Source organism: Caballeronia sp. LjRoot31, assembly GCF_964253885.1.
Lineage (GTDB): Bacteria > Pseudomonadota > Gammaproteobacteria > Burkholderiales > Burkholderiaceae > Caballeronia.
In genome coordinates, this window is record NZ_CAXURX020000003.1 from 503,732 (window position 1) to 517,522 (window position 13,791).

Genomic DNA, 13,791 nt, shown 5'->3' on the forward strand with positions numbered 1-13,791 from the left:
AACCGGTTCGAGAAGACATTGGTTGCCATCCGTTACCAGTCGCAAAAACTCAAACGCTTACGAGCGTTCGTTCCAGCTATCGGCATGGATGATGTTGCCGTCCTTGTACGCCCACGTGATCTTCTCGTAGCGAAGTTCGATGTTTTCCAGATGGTTATGCTTCTCGTACGACGGGTCCTTGATGTCGTGCATCTTCGGCTTCACGCTCACCACTTTCACGTTGTCGAGCTTCGTGTTGAAGTACTCTTTTTCCTTGCCGGCGTCATCGATCTTGTACCACTTGATCTCGATCGATTTGAGCGTCTGACCGCTCGTCACAGCCTTGTAAAGGTACGGCGTCGATGCGTCCGTTTCCTTCGTGAACGTGACCGCGCTGTGCACACGCGTGCCGGTCAACTTGCCGGTGTTGCCATCGGTCGGAATGTGAATACCGTGCTCGAACGCAACCACTTCAACGCTGCCTTCGCGACCGGTAACGGTGACGGAACCCTTGACGTCCGCGCCGCCATCGTCCTTGATCCACATGTATGACGGAATTGCCATTTTCTTTCCTCTTCTAATTAAATGAGCAGGCCACATTGCCTTCATGACCCTCGGGAGGTGTCCCGTTCTTACGATCGTCACGACAGTCCGGAACGAGCGTAATTTCGACGCGACGGTTCGCAGCGCGCCCCGCCTCTGTTTCGTTGCTGGCTTTAGCGCGTGTGTCGCCATAGCCTTGAATCGCGAATCGTGTGGGGGAGATACCGGATGCGTCGGCCAGCCAGTCGCGCACCGACCCGGCCCGCGCTTCGGAGAGCAATTGGTTGCTTCGCGGATCGCCCACGGAATCGGTATGACCAGCAATCAATACGCGCTTGGACGGATGCGCTTTAATCAATTCAAGCGCGCCGACCAGCACCCGGTTCGAGCCGGGGTTAAGCACGGCGCTACCACTGTTGAATAGCGACAAGCTGCTGAGTTCGATCATCGATGCCGGTGGTTCAGGCGGCTGATAACTGGCAATCAAGGCATTGGCGACAGGAAGTAGCGGTGCCGCACGATAGAAGCCCAGGCCGAGCCTTGGGGGCACGCCGTTGCTTGCATACGCGGCGAGTTGATCCCGGTCGCGCTTGACGACGTTGAGCGCATCGACACGCGCTGCGTCCTTGCTCGCTGGGATCGCCCGGTACTGCGCCATGTCGGTATTTACACGCTCGACCAGTTTGCGGTTCTGCCACGCAGAAGCGGCCGCCGCCGCACAAAACAGCGCAACGAGCGCAACAAACCCGTGGGCGAGCGCGCGCGGTAACGCACGATGCGCTTGTTGCGTGGCAATGCCGCGGATGAGCGGTTCGGGCAGGGGATAACGTGCGCTTGCATCGGTTATCCCGTTCGTATTCGTAGGCAACACGAGCCCGGTTCGATCGAAGCCATACCGCGCAAGTAGTGAATTCGTCGCCGGTTGACCCTCGACTGCGATCACGCCGAACGCGCGAACGTGGACTGCGCGCGTTGATCGTTGATCGTCAGAAAGCGCTGGCAGCAGGGCGGCCGTCGCCCAACATGTCACGATATCCAGCCGCGCCGCACGACGCGCGCGCGCTTCGCGAACCTCGGGAATCGCCATGCCCGCATATTGCGTAAGACGTGCCGAGATCAGCTCAGGCAATGCGGCCACGTTCACGTCGTGGCCGCCCGACGTTCCGAACCACGGACACTCGTCGGCGGTAGGACGCAGTTCGTTCGCATACACCGCGACACAAACCGGCAACGGATAACCGACCGCGCGGCCGGCTTCATCGATTGCCGAGCGCCAGCGCCGAAGGCCTCCGATCAACGTTGCCTGATCATTGGCCGCGTCTGCATCGACCAGATACGCAAGCGCGTCGGGGCCTTGACCGTCGCGCCAGCGTTTGAGCGAATCGGCAAAGTGCGCGAGGCGACTCGGATCACTTACGCGTACCCAGATCGCCGTCTCGGTCACGCGGATGGCTTCCTGAGCTAACTCGCGACCGAACGCGCTGGCGACAAGCGTGCTGGTTGTCCCAACCACCAGCACGAGCGGCGTATTGCGCTTGATATCCGCGGGCAGTCCACTGAGCGCACCGTCGATCTTGCGCAGGACTTGCTGCGTCGCACCCACGCGTGCAATCATGCGCCGCGTCGCGACAACGATCGCCGCCGTCACACTCAGCACGACGAGCACGCCCGCGAATACGTTCCAGCCGATCGACCACGGTGAACACAGCACCAGCCACACAATGGCGAGCGTTGCGATCCATGCAAAGATCGATCGATACGGATAGCCGGTGGGTGAATGGATCGCCGAATGGATCACGCTACGTCCCGTCAAACCGGAATACGCGCAATCGACGCGGTGAGCCACTGCCCCAGCGCCAGATACACGAGTCCAGCAACGAGAACAGCACCTATCACCCAGCCAAGCGGCGAGACGTTTGTGCTCCAGCGGCGCGAGGCATCCTGCGTGAGCACCACTGTGCCCGAGGTATCTACACTCCCGGCTTGACCGATGCGCTGGTCGAGCGCACGCATGAGTTCCAGGCGCGCATCGGCGCCGCTCAGTGCGAACTTGCCCTTGAACCCAAGTCCGAGCACGGTGTTAAACATGTGCAACAGGGCAAGTTTAGGTCTTGGTTCCGCGAGCCGCTGCTGGATCTTGTCGATGAGTTCGTAGCCTGCATCATTGCTTTTGAATTGCTGCACCTGGAGCGGTTCGCGCTCCCATGCGTCGCGCTCCGTTCCCTTCAAATGGGCAAGGGCCGTTTCGTCCAGCAGCGCGCATTGAGCGTAAGTTGCATCTCGTACGACATCGGGAAGGTGACCTGCCGCCCTGAGTTCGCGCCCGAGCGCATCGACTTGCGCGACGCATTTCGCCCTGAACGACACGAAAGTGAGAGATGACGCGTCATCGGCAAGGCTCGCGACAGTAAACGCGGTGTCGCGAAAGGCGTTCGGTAATAGCGCTGTGTATTTGTCGGGCGAAGTAGTTATCTCGTTCATGTCGGCAGCACCGCGTAGAGTTCAAGGACGACATCGGGAATGGACGACGGCACATAGAACTGGCACGCGCGCGCCGCGATCATCCGTTTGAACGCAGGGTGAGCACTGTCGAGCGCAAAATACTGGCTTTCGATGCGAATAGGGATCGCGGCCGGCAAGCGCGACATGACGCGCAACGGAATGCCCGGCATCGCGGAATTCACGATCTGCTCGACCTCATCGGGCGCACCCGCCTTGCACAATCGCGGCAACTGTTCGAGCAACACGTGCGCCGGCAGCGACGACTGCACCGACAGGTAATAGTCGGCGCCATCGGTCAGGCGCTCGTCGTTGATCTTGCCTGCCCACATCGTGTGTTTAGGACGTTCCAGCGTAATCGGCACGACACGGGACGGAATGACGGTATCAAGCAGCACGCGAATAAGCGATTCCAGTTCCGCGAACATCGGCTCGGGCGCGTGGTGATCGTAGGCGGGAATGGCCTGCAGCGTCTCGGTGGTGGAGAACGTCAGCAGAGAGCCGGCCAGGCGCGCCAGCACACCGTAGAGCCGCTCTGGATGCTGTTGGGGCGCCGCGCACAGCCGCGCGAGGTCCGGCCAGGTGCTGTTCACGCTGTGAAGCAGCCAGAAGAGCGATACGTCGGACACAGCATAGTCGGCGATCTGATCCGAACGCTCCCGGCGGCGCACAGCGAGACTCGCGCTTTTTGCGCTGAGGATCTCGGACAAACGCTTCATGCGTTCCATCAAGCGCTCGTTCGCCGACAGGAACAAACACGGCGGCACGAACGCGGGATCGAACTCGAACAATCCCTGCGTGTTGCGAAGCAGACGCCCGATCGGGCACGTGACATAACTATCTGACGCCTCGAAGTCAAAGAGCAAGGCGAGTGCGTGCCGCTCGACGCTCAGTTCTTCGTGACCTTCGCCGTTGATATCGGCGACGTTCAAATATTCGCGCACGAAACGGCGCGGCCGCGCGTGACGCTCGCCTTCCTCGATGCAATTTCCGCCTTGCGCATCGATCAGGGGCAGCCCGATCGACACCACCACGCCGTCAACCGCCGTTGATATGTCACTGAGTTGACGCGGAACCGGCAAGCGATCCGCCGTCTCCGAATCGATAAACGTACCATCGGGCAAACGCACGTCGATTGCGTTGAGTTGCAGCCGGTTGACGCCCAGCGCTTGCTGGTCGAATACGACGCGGCTTAAACCCCACGGATCGGCGCTGATCATTCTCGCAACCCGCTCGTCAGCGAATTGATTCCACATCGCCTGTTGCTGGAAATGCTGGGGCGTCATGAACACACCCTTGGCCCACAGCGGTCTGGTTATTTTCATTCTTTATTTTTGTGTTTCTTTTATGCGCGCAGAGAGGCGCTGCACGGTAGCGACCGTGCAGCGCGACTTACTCTATTGATGTGTTGCTTTCTAAAACCGGGAGCTAATGCTTAACGCTTCAGCTTTTCGCCTTGGGCATCTGCGAGACCAGCGATAAATTCAGATCCATGCCTTCAATCTGGAAGTGCGGCACGATGAAGAGCTTCACGCGGAAAAATCCCGGGTTGTCTTCAATGTCTTCTACCGTCACCTTCGCCTCGCGCAGCGGATGCGATGCCTGCAGCGAATCGCCCGGATCGGTCATCTCGGTGACGAGCGTCTTGATCCACGTATTCAGTTCGAGTTCGAGCACGCGCCGGTCTTTGGTCGTGCCGATGTTCTCGCGCTGGATCAGCTTCAGGTAATGCGCAATGCGCGAGAGCAGGAAGATGTACGGCAGGCGCGCGTTGACGCGGCTATTCGCCGTCGCGTCCTTCGTGTCATAAATCGCCGGCTTCTGCGCTGAGTGCGCCGAGAAGAAACACGCGTGATCGTGGTTCTTGTAATACGACAGAGGAATGAAACCGAGATTGGCGAACTCGAATTCACGCGTTTCCGGAATCAACACTTCGGTAGGAATCTTCGCCTGATTGCCGGTTCCGAGGTCATACAGGTGAATCGGCAAATCGCCAACCAAACCGCCCGCTTGCGGACCGCGAATCTGCACGCACCAGCCGTTATCGATAAAGCTCTTCACCATGTTCGCCGCGAACGCGAACGAAGCGTTGGCCCAGAGATATCGGTTGTGATCCGGTCCCTTGACCGCTTCCGTGTAGTTGAATGCGCGCACGGGCACCGTATCTGGACCGTAGGGCAAACGCACGAGGAAGCGCGGCAGCGTCAAGCCGATATAGCGCGCGTCGTCCGATTCGCGGAAGCTCTTCCACTTCAGATATTCAGCACGATCAAAGTAATTGCCGATGTCACGAATGCTCGCGACCTCTTCCATCGATTCCTTGCCGAAGAACTTCGGCGCAACAGAGCCGATAAACGGCATGTGAGCAGCAGCCGAGACCTTTGAAATATTACGCAGTAACGCAATATCCTGCGGGCTGCGGTCGAACTCATAGTTCGAGATCACAGAACCAATCGGCTCGCCGCCCGGGGTGTCGTATTCCTGGATGTACGTGTGAAGATACAGGCCGCTTTGGATGATTTCCGGCGTGTCTTCGAAGTCCTGGCGCAACGCGTCCTTCGATACATCCAGCACTTCAATCTTGACGTTCTTGCGGAAGTCCGTGCCGTCGACGAGAAACTTGAGACCGCGCCATGCAGATTCGATTTGCTGGAATGTCTCGTTGTGCATGATCGCGTCGAGTTGCTCGCTAATCTTGCGATCGATGCTCGCCATGTGATGGTCGATCAGGCTCTTGTCCAGACGGTCCACGTGCTGGGACGATTCGGCGATCATATCGAGGAACACGCGCAGCGCTTGCGTTACGCGCTCGTCAGCCGACGATTCGGATAGGGAATCGGGGTTGTGAAAGGAGCCAACCGAGCGAGCGGAGGCAACCGTATTCAAATTGATCTTGTTAAAGAGATTCGCGTAGACGTTCTCTTCAACGATTGCCGTAGCGGCAACGGGTTTATCCAGGACGAGCGTTTCCGCCGCAGCCTCGTGGATGCGGGATTCGTTTTTTGCCATGATGTGTCTTCTCGATAAAACGGGTTATTGGACTGACGACGCAGCGGACAACGCAGTTGACTACGCGGCCGACGGCGCGGATTCAGCGATGCCTTGAAGCTCCGCGCGCAAGCTGGCGGACATCGTCGGGTCTAACAAGATTTTTTCGAGTTCACGGCGGAACGTGGCGTTATCCAGCAGGTTTGATTTCAGGTCGCGTAGGAGATTGCGTGCCGACATCAAAGTACGAAGTTCGGGGACGCGAGCGGCGACTCGCTCAGGGCGAAAGTCCTCCATCGACTTGAAGTCCAGGTCGACGGGCAGTTCGCTGCCGTCGCCGGCCAGTGTGTTCACCACCGATATTTTGGCTTTTGGATTCAGGTCGGCCAAAACCGAATTGAAGTTGTTTTTATTGACCGAAACCTTGACGCGCTCGCCGAGTGCCAACGTGTTTTGGCCGTTGCTGTAATCACCCATCACCAGCAGTTTTAGCGGCAGTTCAACCTTCTTCGATGCCCCGCCCGTGTGAAGGTCAAGCTTGATATTGACGCGTGCTTTAGGCACTTCATTCTGAAAACTTTCGGCCATTTTGCTTCTCCGTTTTTTGGTCTTTATTTGGTTAGCACAACCAATCTCGCGAAAAACGGTAACACGTGATTCGGATAAAAATCCACCGAAACCCTACTAGGACAAATCCGATTTTTGATTTGCGACCATTCGTTACCAAAATCACTTTCCTCTTTGCCCAGGTTCAACGATCATCCACGAGTTTGACTGTTCAGCGAACCAATGAGGTCGAACGTTTCGCGTTTTGCATCGGTACACGCCGTGCAAAACAACGCAGACGGTGACCTTGCAGAGCAAATCGAGGGCCTTAAAAAGATGGCAGAAACTGATCAGGGAGCGGGATCGCAACGCTCGTCCGGCGCACTCATAACGGGTCGGCAGGCGTATCACGTTGACGTGCCGAGCGCGACGAACGCGAAGGACCTGTCCGTGGTGTCCTATCATCTGCGCGAGGCCATGAGTGAGCCCTACGAGATCGTGGTCCAAGTGACGCACCCCGAGCAGCTCACGCGCGCTGACTTCCTCGGCCGCGATGCGCACTTCACGATCACCGCCGAAGACGGCTCGCAGCCGCGCATATACACCGGCATCCTCGTCAGTTTGATACGGACCAAGAAGACGAAGGACGAGTTTCACTACACCTTCGTCATTAAGTCGCAGATCGCACGTTTGGGCCTCGTGCACGCAAGCCGCGTGTTTCAGCACCAGAGCGGGCCGCAGGTCATCGAATCAATTCTGCTGCGCGATAAGTTCATGGACCATCAGTTTGTCTTCAAGCTGCGCCGTGACTATCCCATCCATGATTTCCGGCTGCAGTACCAGATGTCGGATCTTGACTATATTCGCCTGATCTGCGAGCAAGAAGGAATTTTCTTCTATACAGAACAAGGAAAGCATGGTGACGTGATCGTGTTCGGAGACGATATCGATCACTACGTCTATACGCCTCAGTTGAAGGTGCCGTACCGGGAGAACGCCGGGCTTGAGGCGGGGATTGAAGCGGTGTTCGCGCTGGAGACGCACGCTGAAGTGGTGCCGCAATCAGTGATGGTCGCCGACTACAACCCGCTGATTGCATGGGAGCGCTTCAAGGACGAAGCCAACGTCGCGATCAACGATACGACGACCTACGGCACACCGTATATCTACGGCACGAATCATCTGAATCAGGCTGGCGCGCAGTGGGAAGCTCAGTTGCGCCACGAGGCGGCCATTGCGTGGCAGGTGGTGTATCACGGGCAGAGTAATGTGCTGGAGTTGCGGCCGGGGCGCATTCTGCGCATCGATGAACCCCTGCCCGATGCGCCCAGTGGGCAGGTGATTATCGAGGTGACGCATTCCGGTGGCCGGGGCAAGGCTTACACCAATTCGTATAAAGCGATCCCGTCCGACCGACGTTTTCGCATGAAAATAGACGAAAGCAAGTGGCCGAAGATCAGCGGTGCGCTCAGTGCACGCGTCACGTCGCCGAACAAATACCCGTATCCGTACATCACGAAGTTCGGTCATTACACGGTTCGGCTCGACCTCGATTTCGATGCCTGGAATCCGGGTGGTGAAAGCGTGCCGCTGCGGCTTGCCAAACCTTTCGCGGGTGGGCTGCAAACGGGGTTCCACTTCCCGGTGCTCGATGGCACGGAAGCGGTCATCATGGCCCGAGACGGTGACCCAAATAAATTATTCATCTCGCAATTTCATCACACCAGCCTTCAAACCGACCTGATTACCAATCAGGACCGGTGGATGTCGCGCCACGTTATTCGCACGCAGAGCAACAACAAGCTGCGCATGGAGGACTGGAAGGGCGAAGAGCATATCAAGCTGTCGACTGAGCATTCTGGGAAAAGCCAACTGACCCTCGGTCACATTGTCGATGGCAAGCGGCAAAATCGGGGTGAAGGGTATGAGCTGAGAACGTCCGGTTATGGCGCGATTCGAGCCGGTAAAGGCATGTTCATCTCGGCTGACGATCAGCCTGCCGCGAGCGGCAAACAGCTTGAAATGACTGCCGCGGAAGGATTGCTTCAGCAGGCACTTCAGCAAATGCAGGCCCTCGCTGAAGCGGCCAATGCGGCACAGGCCATTGCAGCGGACTATGAGAAACAGAAGACACTTCTCGACGGTACGCTAAAAGAGCTTAAAAAGGCCGGGATTCTGGTGAGCGCCCCGGCGGGTATTGCGCTGGCCTCGGGCGAGCACCTGCAACTGAGCGCGACGGACAACCTGATTGCAACGGCTGGCGGGAACGCGGACATTGGTGTCATCAAGCGCTTCACCGTGGCTGCTGGCGAAGCTGTGTCGCTCTATGCGCAACGGCTTGGCATGAAGCTTTTTGCCGCGAAGGGCAAGGTTGAAATCCAAGCGCAAAGCGATGAAATGCGCTTGCTTTCTGACCAGAACATGACCATCACCAGCGTCAACGGTCGAGTGACGATCGAGGCGAAAGAAGAACTGCTGCTTAAGTGTGGCGGGTCTTACTTTCGCATGTCGTCTACTGGCATCGAAGACGGTACTCGCGGTGATCGGACATTCAAGTCTGCTTCGTTTGGTCGACAGGAGCCGGCGTCACTTGGCGAATCAATGAACACATGGAAGCATGCGAAGTTCGACGAGCAGTTCGTCTTGAAATGGCCAGTCGATAACGAGCCTGTCGCTAACCGCGCATTTTCCATCATTCGCGAGGACGGGAGCGTCATCAAGGGTGTCACTGACAGTGCGGGGATGACGGGCCTGCAGAAGAGCATTTTTGTGGACGGCGTTCGACTACGCATAGACCCAAAATAAAGACGCGGCGTCTCTTCGCTCAATCCACCCGACATCACCTAAAGCCAATACAAAGCCAATGAATACAACGGAACGAATTTTACAAGCAAAAATTGACGACGATGGATCGGTTCACTACTCGTCCGTGATGTCACCAAGCGACAGCAGCATTGCCGTTTGCCATATGGTACCGGATCATTACATTCCCGTTATTTTTGTCCCCGGGGTAATGGGAACAAACTTGAGGTCAAACTCAGAGCCCCCAACTCCGGTCTGGTTAGTAAATAGTCAGTCGAGGGTCGTCTGGGATTGGGCTGGGAGAGGTTCCGAACGACGGAAATCGTTACTCGATCCTCAAGCCACAGATGTTTACACCGACGGCGAGCTTCCGAGCGGCACGAATTTGACCGACGACGAGTTGAAGCGGCGAGGATGGGGAGAGGTAGCAAATATGAGCTATGGCCCATTTTTAAAAACATTGCAATCCGCTCTTGACGACGTGGGTGCATGGAAATCTGGCCACAGAGCACACTTAATGAAGAAAGCGACCGTCGAGCCGTTAGGGGTTGCACCTTTGACTCCAACGGAGGTCGCATCTTCATACCGATACCAACTACCACTGCACGCCGTTGGTTATAACTGGCTTGGATCGAATACAGATTCCGCGCAACGTCTGCAGCAAAAGATTGACGAGTTTAAAAACTATTACGTCTCGAAGGGATTTAAGTGTGACTCGGTAATCTTGTTGACCCACTCGATGGGCGGGTTAGTTTCTCGCTTTTACTCCGAATGCCTTGGGGGGAGTGCACAAGTTGCGGGGGTCGTGCATGGCGTTATGCCAGCCACTGGATCGGCAACCGCCTACAAACGCGTGAAGGCAGGAACGGAGTTTCCCTCAGGTCTCGCGCTCGGCCTCAACGCTGCGCAAATGACTGCTGTTTTTGCACAATCACCTGGGCCTCTCCAGCTATTGCCGACCCCAGAATACGGAATGGATTGGTTGAAGATCAAAGATGGGGCAAACGTTGTTACCTTACCGAAGGTTGACCCATACGTCGAGATTTATACGGCCCGGGGACAGTGGTGGAGCTTGTGCGACGAAAATCTCGTTAACCCTTTCGACGTTGAGAAAAAGGACCTGAATTCCGACTGGTCAGCGTATGCGACATTGATAACCGAAAGCGTGATGACATTCCACAAACGGCTAGCCGGCGAAGACGGGACGGGGCTGTACCACCGAAACACTTATGCATTTTATGGTGACGACGTAAATCACGCGACTTGGGGTGACGTTGTGTGGGAGCGCGATATACCCACTACGACAAGGGTGTTCGGGTCGTCTCGACCAATTGACGATCCTGCAAGTGGCCAAGTTCTAAAGGACAGGGGCTTCGGCTATCAAACGCTAAGTCAAGCGGCAGGCGGAAAAACTATAAAAACTATGTTCAGGATAAAGGCTGCGGGTGAAAACGGGGATGGAACCGTGCCAATACGTTCGGGGAAAGCCCCGATATCAAAAGCCGTGGTATGTCTTGGCTATCCCGACGTAGATCATGAGGGAGCATACAAAAAACCCATTCAACAGTCGTTTGCTCTATGGGCGATCACAAAAATTACAGCCAGCGTTCGTGCTTCGGAGAATGGATGCTGAGAATTACTAAACGGTTGACCCTGTCTATTACCGCTCTCGCTATCTGCCTCGGTGCGTGCGAAAGTTCAATGTCGGTCATATATCCAGAGAGCAACTTCATGAGCATAGGTAAAGTTAGTTTGGCGCCGCGCTGCATCGGTCGGTTCGTCGTCGATGTACCAAGCGAGGCGCTAACCTTCGGTCGCGCGAAGGTAGAGGGTGTGTTGCTGGACTCGAAAAAAATGACCCGTGAAGATTTCGTTCGAGATATGCAGGCAACTGAAGCGAAACTGTCAGGGACAAAAAGCGTCTTTGGATACAAGTATCTATACGAGCATGGCGTCGGCCCCACTGCTGATACTCGGTATTTCATTCACTTAAAGACCCCTAATGAGTCAAGCGACAGCAGTAGAACTATTGACGCTTATAAGTGGGCCGATGGATATCGCTTGAAATTGAGTATTACCGGCTCTGACTTTACCGAGTCGATCTACAGGAGCACACCGTCTGTGATGAGCCTTGACGTTAAGAACGATGTTCCGCAGAAGTCTCGGCTGGTGTTTGATTTACTAGGGCGTCTTCGAGGTCGGGACGACCATGTCATTCCGACTGAGCCTGGTGTTTGTTTTCTTGGGGGATTTCTTTCAGGTAAAGCCCAAACCAACGAAGAAGTGTCGTCGCAATTTGTCGTTGCCGCTGCAACTGACGTCAGTTTTGGCGTAGAGACGAACTCGGGGATAAGAGAAACAACTACGCTCTTACAACGGGGTGAACAGATAAGAGGCATGCTTAAGAATGCTGACGGTGGCCGCACGATACGAAGTGGCCCCTTGTCCTTGCCGGAAATTCAAGCAGAAGAGTGGCTTATGGCTGGACTTAGTCCGATTTCCGTGCAAGGCACCTTTTTCATGTTGGAGGCTAATTCGACCACTAGTAGCGCGCAAAATCCGCTCGTCGGAGTGGAGATGCATAACGGATGGCCCGCTCCAGATGGCCTGTCAAAACAGAAGCTAGAAAAAGCCTCGCTTACCGAAAACGAGTCCGTAGCGTTATGGGACGCGGTTTCGCGCACGCTACGGCCACGGCCGAACGGCTTTTAGACATCAGTATGGCTGTTGACTTTCTCCAACTGCCGGGTGAAGAATCGGAACCGGCTAACCCGCCCTCAAAGCTCCTTTGGAGTGTCGTATTTGCACTTGTGTTTGCGGGAGGAGTCGCTGCAACGATGCTACTTTGGCCGAAGAGCATGCCCACGAACGGCTTGCTGTTCTGGACAACCATCATTGTCCTTCCGAGCGCGCTCGCTACCTTCATCCTCACGCGTCGGTTCAGCGCATATGAGGCGAGCAAGCTTGACGTACAAGCCAAAAACGAAGTCGTCACTGCGTACAACAAAAGCGTTTTCGACGTAGCGAGCAAGCCAATCGCTGTGCTCGCTACGGCCTACCGCTTTTCGTGCGACAGGAAAGACAACGCACTGAATAGCATCCTCGATAAGTCGATGAAGCTTGTCTCGCAGGTCGCTATTGCGCGAGACGCGCCTCCGGTCGTTGCACGGTGGCTGGTCCTACCTACCGTGAAGTTGGTGCCAGGCACCCTAGTGGCAGACAAGACACGGCACCTTGAAGTAAGCAAATGGCTCTTTGCAGAGCTGATTGAAGAACTTGCGGAGGTCATCAAAACGCTGCCTCAAAGGCTTACGCTTGACGTTCATTTTGTTATGTCGAGCCTGCTGTCAACTGAAGATCGGGATCGCTTGTGGAACGAACAATGGCAAAAGTTTGGTCTGCGGCACATTGACATCGCCGTTGGTGACGACGATGTTGACCTCATATCGCTTGACCGTTGGTTGGATCGGACCATAGCGACGCCCGAGAACAAGGCTCGGTTGGTCGTTGCCATTCAAATGAATGTCTTGCAAAGCGCCTCGCCACCCCCTGGATCTGCCGAAGCGGCAGCCGCGCTGCTTCTCATGCCCCAAACCACGGCGGCAAGGTACAACTTGGTGTCGAAGGTAGCGCTTCATCGACCTGTTCGCGCTGTGATTGCACAAGCAAACGACGCTTTGCAGCCTGCATTGAAATGGGCGGGAACGGACGCGTCTTACATCAAGGGTGGTTGGCAAGCCGGTTTCGACGCGATCTCGTGGGGTCAAGTTTGTACACAAGACGCGTCGCTTGGCGTAACGAAGAATGTCATCAAGATGGATCAGTCCATCGGTTACGCAGGTGTCGCCGCGCCTTGGCTTGCGGCGGCGTGCGCCGCCCAGTCGTTATCCGATGACAAACCGAGTCAAATGGTCTTTGTCCGCGCAGCGGACACATTCGACGGCGCCGTACTGATCTGTTCTGCGGCGAAGGATGGGCCGCCTTCGACCGTACACGAAACATCAATCTGAATCTAGATAAACGCCAGCGGCGAGCACGTGTGAGCCCGCTTCGAGCTATCACATAGGAGCCAAATAATGACAAAGCGCTATGACCTCATGAAGGGTGACAAGACCCCTACCGGGGCGACAATCCTGAATGGAGATTCGACTGACATGCTCGGCGATCGCGAGCAAGCGTACGAAGGCGATCCTGTTGCGTGTCCGGTATGCAAGACCATAGGACGAATCGTGTGCGTTGGACCACGTCTTTCGATGACATCACCAGATGGCCGTGAAGCGGCATTAAGCGACGACATTTGTTTGTGCATCTGTATTCCAAGTTCACATTTTCTTCCCTCTCAGTACACGTCGTATATGGAAGTGTGACGCGCAGGCGCACATGCGCTCCATCGTCACCGGTTCGCGGCACCACCTACGCATGGGAGGTTCGCTC

Annotated in this window: 11 protein-coding genes; 5 read left to right on the top strand and 6 right to left on the bottom strand. The window is 56.0% G+C overall.

The genetic code is table 11. The features are described 5' to 3' along the window. Positions 1-57: 57 nt before the first annotated feature. The 6 genes from ACSQ8V_RS31035 to tssB form a co-directional block, all read right to left on the bottom strand. Entirely contained in the window at positions 58-543 is a 486-nt protein-coding gene (locus ACSQ8V_RS31035; protein ID WP_213765267.1) for an Hcp family type VI secretion system effector, read from the bottom strand. Positions 544-556: 13 nt separating this feature from the next. Continuing rightward, positions 557-2,368, bottom strand: coding sequence for an OmpA family protein (locus ACSQ8V_RS31040; protein ID WP_436208334.1), 1,812 nt, complete (start codon positions 2,366-2,368; stop codon positions 557-559). Then, positions 2,332-3,003, bottom strand: a complete 672-nt coding sequence (locus ACSQ8V_RS31045) for a DotU family type IV/VI secretion system protein (RefSeq protein WP_436208335.1) — start codon at positions 3,001-3,003, stop codon at positions 2,332-2,334. The genes ACSQ8V_RS31040 and ACSQ8V_RS31045 overlap by 37 nt, the downstream gene beginning before the upstream one ends. After that, positions 3,000-4,346, bottom strand: a complete 1,347-nt coding sequence (gene tssK, locus ACSQ8V_RS31050) for a type VI secretion system baseplate subunit TssK (protein ID WP_436208336.1) — start codon at positions 4,344-4,346, stop codon at positions 3,000-3,002. The genes ACSQ8V_RS31045 and tssK overlap by 4 nt, the downstream gene beginning before the upstream one ends. A gap of 118 nt (positions 4,347-4,464) precedes the next feature. Next, entirely contained in the window at positions 4,465-6,030 is a 1,566-nt protein-coding gene (gene tssC / locus ACSQ8V_RS31055) for a type VI secretion system contractile sheath large subunit (RefSeq protein ID WP_213765270.1), read from the bottom strand. Between the two features lie 60 nt (positions 6,031-6,090). After that, positions 6,091-6,597, bottom strand: coding sequence for a type VI secretion system contractile sheath small subunit (gene tssB / locus ACSQ8V_RS31060; RefSeq protein ID WP_213765271.1), 507 nt, complete (start codon positions 6,595-6,597; stop codon positions 6,091-6,093). A gap of 294 nt (positions 6,598-6,891) precedes the next feature. Between tssB and ACSQ8V_RS31065 the strand changes: the two genes are divergently transcribed. The 5 genes from ACSQ8V_RS31065 (at position 6,892) to ACSQ8V_RS31085 (ending at position 13,724) form a co-directional block, all read left to right on the top strand. After that, entirely contained in the window at positions 6,892-9,360 is a 2,469-nt protein-coding gene (locus ACSQ8V_RS31065) for a DUF2345 domain-containing protein (RefSeq protein WP_436208337.1), read from the top strand. A gap of 58 nt (positions 9,361-9,418) precedes the next feature. Further along, the gene (locus ACSQ8V_RS31070) at positions 9,419-10,990 is read left to right on the top strand and encodes an esterase/lipase family protein (protein ID WP_436208338.1); all 1,572 of its coding nucleotides are present in this window, start codon (positions 9,419-9,421) and stop codon (positions 10,988-10,990) included. Continuing rightward, positions 10,984-12,069 carry a T6SS immunity protein Tli4 family protein gene (locus ACSQ8V_RS31075; protein ID WP_436208339.1) on the top strand — a complete coding sequence of 362 codons (1,086 nt, stop codon included), beginning with the start codon at positions 10,984-10,986 and terminating at the stop codon, positions 12,067-12,069. The genes ACSQ8V_RS31070 and ACSQ8V_RS31075 overlap by 7 nt, the downstream gene beginning before the upstream one ends. Further along, complete coding sequence (locus tag ACSQ8V_RS31080) at positions 12,021-13,367, top strand: hypothetical protein (RefSeq protein ID WP_436208340.1); 1,347 nt, start codon at positions 12,021-12,023, stop codon at positions 13,365-13,367. The genes ACSQ8V_RS31075 and ACSQ8V_RS31080 overlap by 49 nt, the downstream gene beginning before the upstream one ends. A gap of 87 nt (positions 13,368-13,454) precedes the next feature. Beyond that, complete coding sequence (locus ACSQ8V_RS31085; protein ID WP_436209219.1) at positions 13,455-13,724, top strand: PAAR domain-containing protein; 270 nt, start codon at positions 13,455-13,457, stop codon at positions 13,722-13,724. Positions 13,725-13,791 lie beyond the last annotated feature (67 nt).